Genomic DNA, 13,124 nt, shown 5'->3' with positions numbered 1-13,124 from the left:
CTATGTACTATATTGGCATTATGTCTGGCACCAGCCTCGATGGCATCGACCTGGTGCTGGCCGGTTTTACCCCACAACCGCGAATTATCAGCAGCTTACTCCAGCCTTTCCCCGCTGAGCTAAAACAACAGCTACAGCAACTTTGCCAGCCCGGCGATAATGAAATTGAATTGCTTGGTCTGGCTGAGCAACAACTAGCCTATAGCTATGCTGCAGGAGTGCAGCTTCTGCTTAGCCAGGCCGGTATTGAAGCAGCTGCCATTGCTGCCATTGGCTGCCACGGCCAGACCATTCGTCACCGACCCGATGCCCGGCTGCCTTTCAGTTACCAGATTGGCGATATGCACAAGCTGGCAATGTTGTGCCAAATTCCGGTGATCGCCGATTTCCGGCGCAAAGATATTGCCTATGGCGGTCAGGGCGCGCCGCTGGTGCCGGCGTTTCATGATGCGGTATTTGCAACAGCGGATGCCAGGCGTGCAGTGGTTAATATTGGCGGCATTGCCAATGTCACCCTGTTAGTACCCGACCAGCCGGTAAGCGGCTTTGACACCGGCCCGGGCAATGCTCTGCTTGATAATTGGGTGATGCAGTGTCTGGCGAAAGATTACGATATGGACGGTGAGTTTTGTCAGCAAGGCCAGCTGATACCGGCATTGCTGGCCGCCATGCTGGCCGATCCTTACTTTAGCCGGCCTGCGCCGAAAAGTACTGGCCGGGAATATTTCAACCTGAACTGGCTACAGCAATTTCAGCCAGAGCAATACCTCCCCGCCGATGTGCAACGTACCCTTTGCCGGCTAACAGCCCACACCATTGCCGACAGCCTGCGAACCAGCCAGCCGCAGCAGGTATTTATTTGTGGTGGTGGTGCGCACAACCCGGTACTGATGGCTGACTTAGCACTGCTATTTCCTGCTTGTCAGATTAGCAGTACCGCTAAACTGGGCGTAGCGCCAGACTGGGTGGAAGCCCTGGCATTCGCCTGGCTGGCTTGGGCCTATCAGCATCAGGTACCCGGCAACCTGCCTGAGGTTACCGGGGCCAGCAAGGCCTGCGTGCTGGGCGTAGCGTATAAGCCCTGATAAGCCAATACGCTACTGTTAAATAAATACTATCCCACTAATGCCAGTAAAATGCCCGCGGCAACTGCCGAGCCAATCACCCCCGCCACATTAGGCCCCATGGCATGCATTAACAAAAAGTTATGTGGATTAGCCTGCAAGCCTACTTTATTCACTACCCGCGCGGCCATCGGTACGGCCGACACACCGGCGGCACCAATTAGCGGGTTAATTGGTTGCTTCGACAGCTTAGCCATCAACTTAGCCATAAGTACCCCGGCGGCAGTGCCAATAGCAAACGCCACCATGCCGAGGATCAAAATACCTAAGGTCTGAGCCGTTAAAAACTTATCAGCACTTAATCTGGAACCGACCGCCAGCCCCAGGAAAATTGTCACAATATTAATCAGCTCATTCTGGGCGGTTTTACTAAGCCGCTCCACCACGCCGGATTCACGCATCAGGTTACCCAGACAAAACATGCCAATCAATGGCGCTGCAGTGGGTAATAATAATATTGTCAGAAAGACCAACATTAACGGGAAAATAATTTTCTCGCGTTTGCCAACCGGGCGAAGCTGGGTCATCTGAACTTCCCGTTCAGCTTTAGTGGTCAGGGCTTTCATAATAGGCGGCTGAATTATCGGCACTAATGCCATATAAGAGTAGGCGGCCACCGCAATAGCACCCAGTAAGTCTGGTGCCAGCTTCGACGCCAGGAAAATGGCAGTTGGGCCATCTGCCCCGCCAATAATAGCAATAGCTGAAGCTTCTTGCAGGGTAAAGCTTAAGCCTGGCACCCAGTTCAGGGCAATAGCACCAAATAAGGTAGCAAAAATACCAAATTGCGCTGCAGCGCCCAGAAACAACATACGCGGATTCGCTATCAGCGCACTGAAGTCGGTCATAGCGCCGACGCCCATAAAGATCAACAGCGGGAAAAAGCCAGTGCCAATGCCCACTTCATAGATCATATACAGCAAGCCACCCGGCTCTCCCATCCCGGCCAGCGGAATATTAGTCAGAATGGCGCCAAAGCCAATCGGCAGCAGCAGTAGTGGTTCAAAGCCACGAACGATAGCAAGATACAGCAGCAAAAAGCCAACCAGCATCATGACTACCTGGCCCACCGTAAAGTGCATTATACCGGTTGAAGCAATCAGAGTATTAAGCGCGTCCATGTAAATTCCTTAGTGCCGGCTGCATTACTCAAAGCTGATCAGTACGTCGCCGGTACTGACCGCATCACCCGCTGCAACATGGATACTCGCAATAGTGCCATCCGCTACGGCACGCACCTCAGTTTCCATTTTCATCGCTTCCATAATAATCACCACATCACCACGCTTTACCGTAGCGCCCACTTTGGTGGTAATTTTCCAGATATTGCCAGCCAGTGGCGCATTTAGCGTCGCACTGCCTGTCACGGAGGCGCTGCCCGGAATATTTTCCGACACTACCGGTTTAATGCTGCTTAATTCGCCGCTAGGTGCCACTTCCACTTCATACGCTTTACCATCTACCCGCACGCTATAAGCTGCAGGGCCGGTTGTCACGGCTCTTGTTTTAACCGACTTGGGCGAACTATCATCCTCATTGTCATCTGGCACCGGCTCAAAAGCAGCCGGGTTGTTGCGGTTTTTCAGGAACTTCAAACCGACCTGCGGAAACAATGCATAAGTCAGCACGTCATCAATGGTATCTCTGGCTAAGTCGATCGATTCGGCTTTGGCTAAATCCAGCAACTCGGTATGTAATTTATCTAATTCAGGTTCCAGCAAATCAGCCGGACGGCAGGTTATCGGCTTGGCGCCGGCCAATACTTTTAGCTGCAACTCACTGTCCACGGGTGCCGGAGTAGCGCCATATTCACCTTTTAATACGCCTGCGGTTTCTTTGGTTATGCTCTTGTAGCGCTCGCCGGTCAGGATATTCAGCACTGCCTGAGTGCCGACAATTTGTGAGGTTGGGGTAACCAATGGTAAAAAGCCTAAGTCTTGCCGTACCCGCGGAATTTCTTTCAGTACTTCATCCAGTTTATCCAGCGCACCCTGCTCTTTTAACTGGCTTTCCATGTTGGTTAACATACCGCCTGGTACCTGGGCCAGTAAAATACGGGCATCTACCCCTTTTAATGAACCTTCAAAGCGGGCATATTTTTTGCGAACGTCCCGAAAGTAAGCCGCTATTTCAGCCAGTAATTCTAAATTCAGGCCGGTATCACGCTCCGTACCCTCGGTAATGGCTACCATGGTTTCGGTAGCACTATGGCCATAAGTCATACTCATCGACGAAATTGCACTATCAAGCATGTCAATGCCAGCATCAATCGATTTCTGGTAGGTTGCAGTGCTAAGGCCAGTAGTGGCGTGGCACTGCATCGCTAAAGGAATTTTAGTCGCTTCTTTAATCCGGGTGACCAGCTCTTCGGCAACATACGGCTTCAGTAAGCCGGCCATATCTTTAATACAGATAGAGTCACAGCCCATGTCTTCCAGCTGGCGAGCCATATCCACCCACATATCAATGGTATGCACCGGACTCACGGTGTAGGAAATAGTGCCCTGCGCATGAGCACCGATGCTGATGGCAGCCTGCACCGCGGTTTGTAAATTGCGGATGTCATTCATGGCATCAAAAATACGGAACACATCCACACCATTAGCATGCGCACGTTCCACAAAGGCCTTTACCACATCATCCGCATAATGGCGGTATCCCAGCAAGTTTTGACCACGCAGTAACATTTGTTGTTTGGTATTGGGCATCGCTTTCTTCAGCTCGCGAATACGGTGCCAGGGGTCTTCCCCCAGATAACGGATACAGGAATCAAAGGTAGCACCGCCCCACGACTCCACTGACCAATAACCAACCTGATCTAGCTTACTGGCGATGGGCAGCATATCAGCCAGCCGTAAACGGGTGGCCAGTAAAGACTGGTGCGCGTCGCGCAACACTAACTCTGTTAATAACAAAGGCTTGGTCATGCCAGCTTCCTCTTATTTATGTTGTTGGCGATACTGGTGCACCGCAGCGCTGATAGCGGCAACGATAGCGGGCGACACCCCTGTATTATTGACGTCAGATTTAATAACTTTATCGGCTAGCTTTACCGGCGTAAAACGGCGTAATACCTTGCTCATAAGCGTCATCAGCAATACCAGCAGCAGTAAAAATATAAAAACTGTTGCCATCCCAATTAGCATCAGGTTCGCTGCTTCAAGCAATAAATCAGTTATCATCTGCCTGTTCTCCTTTGCGTAGCGCTGTTACAGCAGCAAGCGCGCCTGCAGCCCGACCAGTGTTTTATCTCATTAAAACCATTGCAAACAGCATAGTTTAAACACCAGCGCGCTGCTGCTTTAATCCAGCCATTATGGAGTGAAGCACGCCAGCTTAATAATAAAACTGAGTGATACCAGCCATTTCGCCAGCGAATCAACAAAGACTTTTTAACGTCTAGCCGTCCAGAAAGATACCTTGAAGCAAAACAGATTACAAGTATTGCTGCTCGATATGTACGATGAGATCGCTAACCAGCTGTTGCCAGCTATGGCTAAGTGCCCTGACCAATGCCGGATAACCATCTGCGTCCAGCGGCCGCTGATAGCTGAAAGACTGCGTGATCCGGCCCTTTGGCGCATCTAAGCTGTAAAAGCCGCTAATCACGGCGTTGCCGTTGGCCTGGGCATGAAACCGGTCAATGGTAAGGTGTAACCTGATGGCCGCGGGGTCAGTCGCTGTGGCTACCGGTATCCCTGGCAGCCTTGCCCGTATTTGCTCTGCCAGCAACCGGTACAGTTGCTGATCCAACGCATCCGCCCATAAATTGCGGCTGGCAACAACCAGTTCAACCTCAGAGCGTTGCATTACCAGGCCAGCGCCATTGAGGTAATTGGCCACTTTGACAGGTTGTAGCTGCAACGGCAGGGTGCCTTGTGTTTCACTTACTGCCGTAGCAGCTGCCAGCGGCATCGATACCTGATAATAGTTAACCTGGGCGTTGCCAGCGCAAGCGCTAAGCAGGGTGATTGCAACTAACGGCAGCAATAATTTCATGGTCTGGCTTTCCTTGGTTCAGGTTCAGCTGAATCACTGGCATTAAAAATTAACGAGTTACTCTGCTGGTTCAATGTTTTTATCACAGGTTGTAACTCCCGCAGTACCTGCTCCAGTGCCTGCAGGTTAGCACTGACACTACCGTAGGCTGCGGCATCTGGGCTAAATCCCTGCAATGTTGCACGTAACTGCTGCAAACTCAGCTGGATATCAGCAGGCAATTGTTGCAACTGCGGCTGGTCCATTAATGATTGCATGCTCAGTACCAGCTGCTGGGCGTTTGCCATCACTTGGTTGGTAGCAGCCAGGGTTTGCTCACCCTGAGCTAACATTGATTCAACTGGCAAATTATTAATTTTATCCAGCGCCATCAGTAGTTTTTGTTCCATATTGCTAAAACCACTGCGAGCAGAAGGCAATGCAGGATAACCTGCCGAAGTGCTCAGCTGCTGCTGCTCAGCAAATAACTGTTGATGTTTGTCATCATCCAGCCAACTACTATTAATGTCCAAATCAACATATAAGGCGCCGGTAATTAAACTACCGGTTTTTAATACTGCATGCAGGCCACGGCTAATGGCGTCTTGCAGCTCGATATCCAGTTGCTTTAAATTCAGCTTTTCGTACAGCCGGCCCGACTCTATCCGGATAAGAACCGGAATACCCTGCTGCAGCGACACTTCAAAGGGTTTATCAATTGCGAAGAAAAATGGCACCGTGGCCACCGTCCCTACCCGTACCCCTCGATACTCGACTGGCGCACCCGCTTTTAAGCCACGCACAGATTCATCAAAAAACACCAGGTATTCAATATAGTGACTATATAAGCCTTCCTGAATACTTTGCTTATCAGGAAACAATTGAAATTCACTGCCATCAGCAGCGCGCTCGCCAACAGGCCAGCCGTCCATTAAATCAAAACTCACCCCACCTGTTAGCAGTGTGGTGGCTGAACCAATATCCACACTTAAGCCCTCTGCAGACAGATCAAAGGCGACACCACTACTTAACCAAAACCGAACATTATCACTGACCAGATCGTCATAGGGTTCGCGAATATAAAGCTGGAACTGAGTATTACGTTGCTCCAGATTAAAATCCCGTAGTTCAACGGTGCCCACTTCGTAGCCGCGATATAACACCGGATCGCCCACCGCCAAGCCGGTGGTATCTGCTGAGTTCAATTTAACTCTGATCCCAGGTGCATCTGCCGGCGCCACCGGGGGAGCATTTAACAACGGATGGGTCAGTTCAGTGGTGCCGGCATCACCGGGCTGCAATTCGATATATACGCCTGACAATAACGTATTTAAGCCGGTGACCCCGCCACGGCCAATCTGGGGCTTCACCACCCAAAACTGAGAGCCAGCGTTGAGCAACGGTGTCATATTCGGTTTCATCCGTGCCTGGATCAACACCTGGGTTAAATCATCACTCAGTTCCACCGATACCACCTGGCCAACATCAACACTGCGATTCTTAATCTGGGTTTTGCCGGCAACAATGCCTTCAGCATCTTCGGCAACAAGCAACAACATGACCCCTTGCTGCTGAAAATGACTAAATAGCATCCACAGCCCTATTAACACTGCAGCTATGGGTACGACCCAGATAGGCGACCACTGCTTTATTACCCGAACGTTAGCCTGAACTTGCGCCGACTCAGTCACCTTGCTATTCCTTCTGTATTTGGCTGATGTTGCTGATAATCCGTTTGCCCCTGCGCATCCCACAGCAGCCGGGGATCAAAGCTCACTGCCGCCAGCATAGTGGTAACCACTACGGCGGCAAATAAAACGGCACCAATGCCCGGATAAACACTGGCCAGCAGCCCGAAGCGCACGATGGCAGCCATAAAAGCCACTACCAGCACATCCACCATTGACCACCGCCCCACCCAGTCAACTAAGCGGTATACAGTGCCACTGTGCTTGCTATTGGTCTGTTTTGATGTGCTGGCCAGATAACATAACCAGAACATCACCAGCATTTTAATAATAGGGATCACCACACTGGCTAAAAAGATAATAATCGCTACCGGATATTCCCCATCCTGCCACATCATAATAAAACCACCGATAATGGTGGAGTCAGTAACATTACCAAACGACACCGTACGCATTATCGGTAATAAATTAGCCGGAATATACAACACACAAGCTGTCAGCAACAGCGCCATGGTTTTCTGTAAACTGGCGGGCTGGCGTGGGGTAACTTTAGTATGACAACGACTACAATGCGCCTGGTGCAGTGGCAACACCGCCGTACAACAATGGCATAGCTTTAATTGCTGGGCCAAACCGGTACTACCCACCTGCACCGCGCAATCAGGCTGCGGGCTCGGCGCAATACTGGCCCACAATGCATGGCGGTCTAACACCTGAAAGGTACGTAAATGTAACAGACAAAATAAGCAAAAGGCCCAGAAACTCATACCCAGTGAAATTTCGGCAGTGGCCACCAGCTTCACAAAGCTGATTAACAAACCCATCAGAAAAATATCAACCATACTCCAGGGCTTAAGCATATAGAGCACCCTGGCCACCCAGATCATGGCAGGTAAGCGGTACCACATCCCCACTTTAAGGTAAATAACAGCCAACATACAAAAAGCCGGCACCGCCTGAATAAACAGCCAGACTAAAATGGCCAGTACTTGCTGATACTCACTGAACAGCACCGCTGAAGTATCAAAAAAATGGATTTCACTGCGGTTGCCCGCTATCGCCATACTGACAAACGGAAACAGATTAGCCAGCAACAGCATCAATAATGCCGAACCGGCATACAACGCAGGGCGCAATACCGGTTCATGCTGCCGGGCATCTAACTGATACTGACAGCGGCTGCAATGCGCTTCTTCGCCAGGCGCCAGTGTCGGTAAATACTGCAATAAGTCGCAATGCGGGCATAAAACCAGCTCGGCTTCTGACATAGTATCAACATTACTATTGCTGCTATTTTGCAATGATTCTATACCGGCAGTAGTGTTCACGGGCTACCCTACGCTGTAATTCAGAGGTAACAGCACTAATAAAGTTACCTTATATAATCAGCAGTATATATCACTTCTCAGATAAGCTGGCGCTGAACGAAAATAAAAAAACCCGCTCAGGCGTTAGCCAAAGCGGGTTTTTCGTATATGGTGGACGCAGGAGGATTCGAACCTCCGACCGCTCGGTTCGTAGCCGAGTACTCTATCCAGCTGAGCTATGCATCCAGGGGTATTGCTTAATCTTACGTTTTTATAGATGGTGGACGCAGGAGGATTCGAACCTCCGACCGCTCGGTTCGTAGCCGAGTACTCTATCCAGCTGAGCTATGCGTCCGCTCTATAAAAAATGGCGGAGAAAGAGGGATTCGAACCCTCGATAGAGTTTCCCCTATACACCCTTAGCAGGGGTGCGCCTTCAGCCACTCGGCCATTTCTCCGCACTATGTTGCGGCGTGTATATTAATGTCTCAGGAAAATAAGTCAAACAATTTTTAGGACAGTAAAGTCTGTTTGCCGACCTTTTAAACAATTCGCTTAATATTTACCAGCTAATGATTAAAATTGGCATTTTGACTACCGGCTTCCTGCCGGTAGTTTTTACTCAGTTTCGTTAAAGCCGCCACCAGCAGTATCTTTTTCAGCCTGGATCCGCATATAAATTTCTTCACGATGCACAGACACTTCTTTTGGTGCATTAACACCAATCCGAACCTGATTTCCTTTCACACCCAATACGGTCACAGTGACTTCGTCACCGATCATCAGAGTCTCACCAACACGACGGGTAAGAATTAGCATTCGCTTGCTCCTTTTCCTTGCAATTACAGTGACTTTTCACCGTTGTTTTCGATAAAACGCCGTATAATAACCCAGCTGGCCCCTGCTTGAAAAGCCAGCAACTGATATTTATCAATGGAACCGGGCCACTAATCAACAAATTGTAGCAACTTTGCCAGTGGCCCGGTTATATTCGCGATATAACACAGGTTTGAGGCGGCAAAACCGACTCTTTACCCTTTTACGCCAAACCAAGCTGCTGCGATCAACTGCCGAGCTTATCACTGATATATTGTTTAGCACTAGCAAGCACCCGAGGTAACGCACCTGCATCGGTACCGCCAGCCTGCGCCATGTCTGGCCGGCCACCGCCTTTACCACCAAGCTGCGCAGCGGCCCAGGCAACCAGCTGCCCGGCATGCACCTTAGCAGTTAAATCAGTGCTAACCCCGGCAATTAAACTAACTTTAGCATCATTTACCGTTGCCAGCAGAATAACCGCTGAACCCAACTTATTTTTCAGCTCATCGAGCATGGTGCGTAAGCTTTTCGGATCAGCCTGCTCTATCGCGCTAATCAACACATTCACCCCAGAGAGCTGTTGTACCTGGCTTTCCAGCGATGAACCCGCCTGGCTGGCCATTTTTGTCTTTAACTGCTCAAGATCTTTTTCCAAACTGCGGCTTTTATCCAGTGCTTGCTGCACTTTGTCTGCCAGGCTGAACATATCCCCTTTTAACAACGCTGCCGCCTGAGCGGCCTGCTGCTCCAAATGCTGAATATATTGCAGGGCACCATTGCCGCTAACCGCTTCAATGCGCCTAACGCCGGCAGCAATACCTGCTTCAGCCACGATTTTGATCAAGCCAATATCGCCAGTACGGCTGACATGCGTACCGCCACACAGCTCAATCGAGAAATCGCCCATCGACAACACCCGTACTTCTTCGTCGTACTTTTCACCAAATAATGCCATGGCTCCAGCCGCTTTCGCTTGCTCTATTGGCATTAAACGGGTTTGCAGCGGATTATTAGCCTGAACCTGCTGGTTAACCAACTGCTCTATTTGCTGCAGCTCGCTGGCTTTGACCGCCTCAAAATGGCTGAAATCGAAACGCAACCGATCTGGCCCGACTAATGAACCTTTCTGGGTAACATGTTCGCCCAATACCTGGCGCAATGCCGCATGTAACAGGTGGGTAGCAGAGTGGTTTTGCTTTATCGCGGCACGGCGCCCGCCATCAATTCTGGCAGCGACTTTGTCACCAACCTTCAAATCTGCTCCTGCCTGGCCCTGATGAGCAAAGGCTTTGCCCAGTTTAATGGTGTCTGCTACCACAAACTCGCCACCAGCAGCCAATAACAGCTTACCACTGTCCCCCATCTGGCCACCCGACTCAGCATAAAACGGCGTTTTATCCAGTACCACTAAGCCACTGGCTCCGGTCGAAAGCGTATCGACCGCTTTGCCATCAGAGAACATTTCAACAATGCTGGCATCATCAAATTCATGCTCATAACCGGTAAACTCGGTTCGTTGGTTCGAACTGAGGGTAGCGTTATAGTCAGCGCCAAAGTTTGATGCCTGCTGCGCCCGTTTGCGCTGAGCCGCCATCGCCGCATCAAAACCGGCCTGATCAATGGTCAGGTTACGTTCGCGCGCCACATCATTGGTTAAATCAACCGGAAAACCGTAGGTGTCATACAGTTTAAACACTAAATCGCCAGGCAGCACACTGCCAGACAACGCTGCCAATTCGTCATCCAGAATGGTCAGGCCGCGCTCCAGGGTTTTGCCGAATTGTTCTTCTTCCAGTCGCAATGCTTTTTCAATAATGGCTTGCTTGGCAGCCAGTTCCGGATACGCTTCGCCCATTTGTGCAACTAATGCACTAACTAATTTATAGAAAAATGCACCTTTTGCTCCCAGCTTATTGCCATGGCGCACTGCCCGGCGAATAATCCGGCGTAACACATAACCGCGGCCTTCATTGGCAGGCAGCACACCATCAACAATTAAAAAGGCACAGCTGCGGATGTGGTCACTCACTACCCGCAGCGATTTATCAGTTAAATCCGTGGCACCGGTGATCTCAGCCGCAGCTTTAATCAGCGCCACAAAAGTATCTATCTCATAATTGCTGTGCACACCCTGTAAAATAGCGGCGATGCGTTCCAGCCCCATACCGGTATCGATACTGGGCTTGGTCAGCGGTTGCATCTCGCCGTTTGCCTGGCGATTAAACTGCATAAAGACGATATTCCAGATCTCAATAAAACGGTCGCCATCTTCTTCTGGCGAGCCAGGTGGGCCACCCCAGATATGCGCACCATGATCATAAAATATCTCGGTACAGGGACCACATGGCCCGGTATCCCCCATCGCCCAGAAGTTATCTGAGGCATAAGGTGCACCTTTGTTGTCGCCAATCCGCACTATGCGCTCCGCTGGCACACCAATCTCGGTTAACCAGATATTGTAGGCTTCATCATCAGTGGCATACACGGTAACCAGTAGCTTATCCTTCGGCAGCTTGACCACTTCCGTTAAAAACTGCCAGGCATAACCAATGGCTTCGCGTTTAAAGTAGTCACCGAAACTAAAGTTACCAAGCATCTCAAAAAAGGTGTGGTGACGTGCCGTGTAGCCAACATTCTCTAAATCGTTATGCTTGCCACCTGCCCGCACGCAGCGCTGAGCTGATACAGCGCGGCTGTAACTGCGCTGATCCTGCCCCAGGAATACGTCTTTAAATTGCACCATACCGGCATTGGTGAACAACAGCGTAGCGTCGTTACCCGGAATGAGCGAACTACTGGCCACTACCTGATGTTGTTTACTGGCGAAATAATCAAAAAAAGCCTGCCTGATCTTGGCCGAAGTCATCGTCATGAAACTATCCTGTCCGGTTGGTTTGGTTCGTTAATTCAGTAAAGACCGCCTTAATCTGCTCGGAGCTAAAGCCCCGGCGCTGCAAAAAGGCCATCCGTTTGGTTTTTTCTTTATAGTCACTAAGCGGGCTGTCGCCATATTTCTTTTGATAGACCATGTTTGCCAGCGCCCACCAATCGATTGCCAGTGCACTAATACAACTATTTAACTGCTCGGCGCTGATTTTCTGCGCCCGGCATTCTTGTAACAGGTAATTGTAGCCATATCCCTGGCGCGCTCTGTTGCGTACCAGCATAGTTAAAAAGCGGCTTTCATCAAGGTATTGCTGGGCTTTGCACCAGGCTATCACCTCAGCCAGCTGCTCTGGCAAAGCACCTTGCTGACGCAGGCGCTGGCTTAGCTGGGCCTCGCTGTAGTCACGTCGGCTGAGCCAGTTTAACGCGTTTTTTTTCAGCTGCGCCAGATCTGTCATTACTATACCTCTAATACTCCATCATCTGTCGTATTAACCTGCAGCGCAAACAGGTCATTAAAGGATAAAAAGAACGCAATATTTAATAATGGCGCCACCACGATTAGACCAAGAAAGAATGTCGGCAACGTTAGCAACACCAACGCAATGCTCAGCAAACCGAATATCAGCAGCGCCCCTACATTACGCCAGCAGGCAATAAAACTGGCCTGTAATACCAGCACGATGCGCTGCTCTTTTAAAAAGTAGGCGATGGCCACGGCATAGGCAAACAACATAAACACCAGCGCAAACAACGCAACCATTAACACCAGCTGTAGCAGCACAATAGCATCTATGCCAGCCCGGGCCTCTATGGCGACAGACATCGTCTGATACAAATGTTGGTGAAAGGACATTAACGGCGTCGTTAACAAATAGTTTAGCGCTGCTATCATTATCAGGACCCGCCGACACGCAGGCTCTGCCAATGGCTGAAACAACCAGTCTATGCCAATTTTTTGCTGCTGCTGGGCGCCAACGACCGCTTTGTAAAAACCGGCCGTTAAAAACGGGCTGAGAAACACACCGACAATCGCCGATAATTGATGCTGAGCCAGCAACAAGCCTATTGCTGCCGTTAGTAAGAACATGGCAACAAACACCGCTGGTGTTTGTTTAAACAGCTGCCAGGCAGCTTTAAGCCATTGCAACGACGCGGTTGCACTTACCCGCCTGATAATCAGTTTCAGTTGAAACGGCTTTTCCACACTAACCTCTTGCTTACTGCCGGCAGCATCTGCGGCTGCCAAAGCCCGCTATCATACTGCAAAACAGCCAAAAATAAGAGAGCTAAGCAGAAACTTCGCTAACCCGTTAAAAAAA

General features: G+C 50.1%; 11 protein-coding genes and 3 tRNA genes. 1 reads left to right on the top strand and 13 read right to left on the bottom strand.

The window, feature by feature from the left end; all coding sequences use genetic code 11:
- Positions 1-2: 2 nt before the first annotated feature.
- A complete protein-coding gene (locus tag WG68_RS01295; RefSeq protein ID WP_046555834.1) occupies positions 3-1,085 on the top strand; it encodes an anhydro-N-acetylmuramic acid kinase in 1,083 nt (360 codons plus the stop codon).
- A 29-nt stretch (positions 1,086-1,114) separates the two neighbouring features.
- On the opposite strand, the gene WG68_RS01290 is transcribed toward WG68_RS01295, so the two are convergent.
- The 13 genes from WG68_RS01290 to WG68_RS01230 all read right to left on the bottom strand — a co-directional run bounded on the left by WG68_RS01290 (position 1,115) and on the right by WG68_RS01230 (position 13,009).
- On the bottom strand, positions 1,115-2,245 hold the full coding sequence (locus tag WG68_RS01290; protein ID WP_046555833.1) for a sodium ion-translocating decarboxylase subunit beta: 1,131 nt from the start codon (positions 2,243-2,245) through the stop codon (positions 1,115-1,117).
- Positions 2,246-2,269: 24 nt separating this feature from the next.
- Complete coding sequence (oadA, locus tag WG68_RS01285) at positions 2,270-4,051, bottom strand: sodium-extruding oxaloacetate decarboxylase subunit alpha (RefSeq protein WP_046555832.1); 1,782 nt, start codon at positions 4,049-4,051, stop codon at positions 2,270-2,272.
- A 12-nt stretch (positions 4,052-4,063) separates the two neighbouring features.
- A complete protein-coding gene (locus WG68_RS01280) occupies positions 4,064-4,306 on the bottom strand; it encodes an oxaloacetate decarboxylase subunit gamma (protein ID WP_046555831.1) in 243 nt (80 codons plus the stop codon).
- 253 nt (positions 4,307-4,559) lie between these two features.
- Entirely contained in the window at positions 4,560-5,123 is a 564-nt protein-coding gene (locus tag WG68_RS01275) for a PqiC family protein (protein WP_046555830.1), read from the bottom strand.
- On the bottom strand, positions 5,120-6,793 hold the full coding sequence (pqiB, locus tag WG68_RS01270; RefSeq protein WP_046555829.1) for an intermembrane transport protein PqiB: 1,674 nt from the start codon (positions 6,791-6,793) through the stop codon (positions 5,120-5,122). Before pqiB ends, WG68_RS01275 begins: the two co-directional genes overlap by 4 nt.
- Entirely contained in the window at positions 6,790-8,118 is a 1,329-nt protein-coding gene (locus WG68_RS01265) for a PqiA/YebS family transporter subunit (RefSeq protein ID WP_235357616.1), read from the bottom strand. The genes pqiB and WG68_RS01265 overlap by 4 nt, the downstream gene beginning before the upstream one ends.
- 148 nt (positions 8,119-8,266) lie before the next feature.
- Positions 8,267-8,343, bottom strand: a tRNA-Arg gene (locus WG68_RS01260).
- A 32-nt stretch (positions 8,344-8,375) separates the two neighbouring features.
- A tRNA-Arg gene (locus tag WG68_RS01255) sits at positions 8,376-8,452 on the bottom strand.
- 13 nt (positions 8,453-8,465) lie between these two features.
- A tRNA-Ser gene (locus WG68_RS01250) sits at positions 8,466-8,555 on the bottom strand.
- 160 nt (positions 8,556-8,715) lie between these two features.
- A complete protein-coding gene (csrA, locus tag WG68_RS01245; RefSeq protein WP_046555827.1) occupies positions 8,716-8,916 on the bottom strand; it encodes a carbon storage regulator CsrA in 201 nt (66 codons plus the stop codon).
- A gap of 244 nt (positions 8,917-9,160) precedes the next feature.
- Complete coding sequence (alaS, locus tag WG68_RS01240) at positions 9,161-11,782, bottom strand: alanine--tRNA ligase (RefSeq protein WP_407637662.1); 2,622 nt, start codon at positions 11,780-11,782, stop codon at positions 9,161-9,163.
- Between the two features lie 10 nt (positions 11,783-11,792).
- Positions 11,793-12,260, bottom strand: a complete 468-nt coding sequence (locus WG68_RS01235; RefSeq protein ID WP_046555825.1) for a regulatory protein RecX — start codon at positions 12,258-12,260, stop codon at positions 11,793-11,795.
- A gap of 2 nt (positions 12,261-12,262) precedes the next feature.
- Positions 12,263-13,009 carry a DUF2189 domain-containing protein gene (locus tag WG68_RS01230; protein WP_046555974.1) on the bottom strand — a complete coding sequence of 249 codons (747 nt, stop codon included), beginning with the start codon at positions 13,007-13,009 and terminating at the stop codon, positions 12,263-12,265.
- Between the last annotated feature and the right edge of the window lie 115 nt (positions 13,010-13,124).

Source organism: Arsukibacterium ikkense, from assembly GCF_000987775.1.
In the GTDB taxonomy this organism is placed as follows: Bacteria; Pseudomonadota; Gammaproteobacteria; order Enterobacterales; family Alteromonadaceae; genus Alishewanella; species Alishewanella ikkense.
The sequence above is the reverse complement of the archived record's forward strand: the minus strand, read 5'-3'. Positions and strand labels throughout refer to the sequence as shown.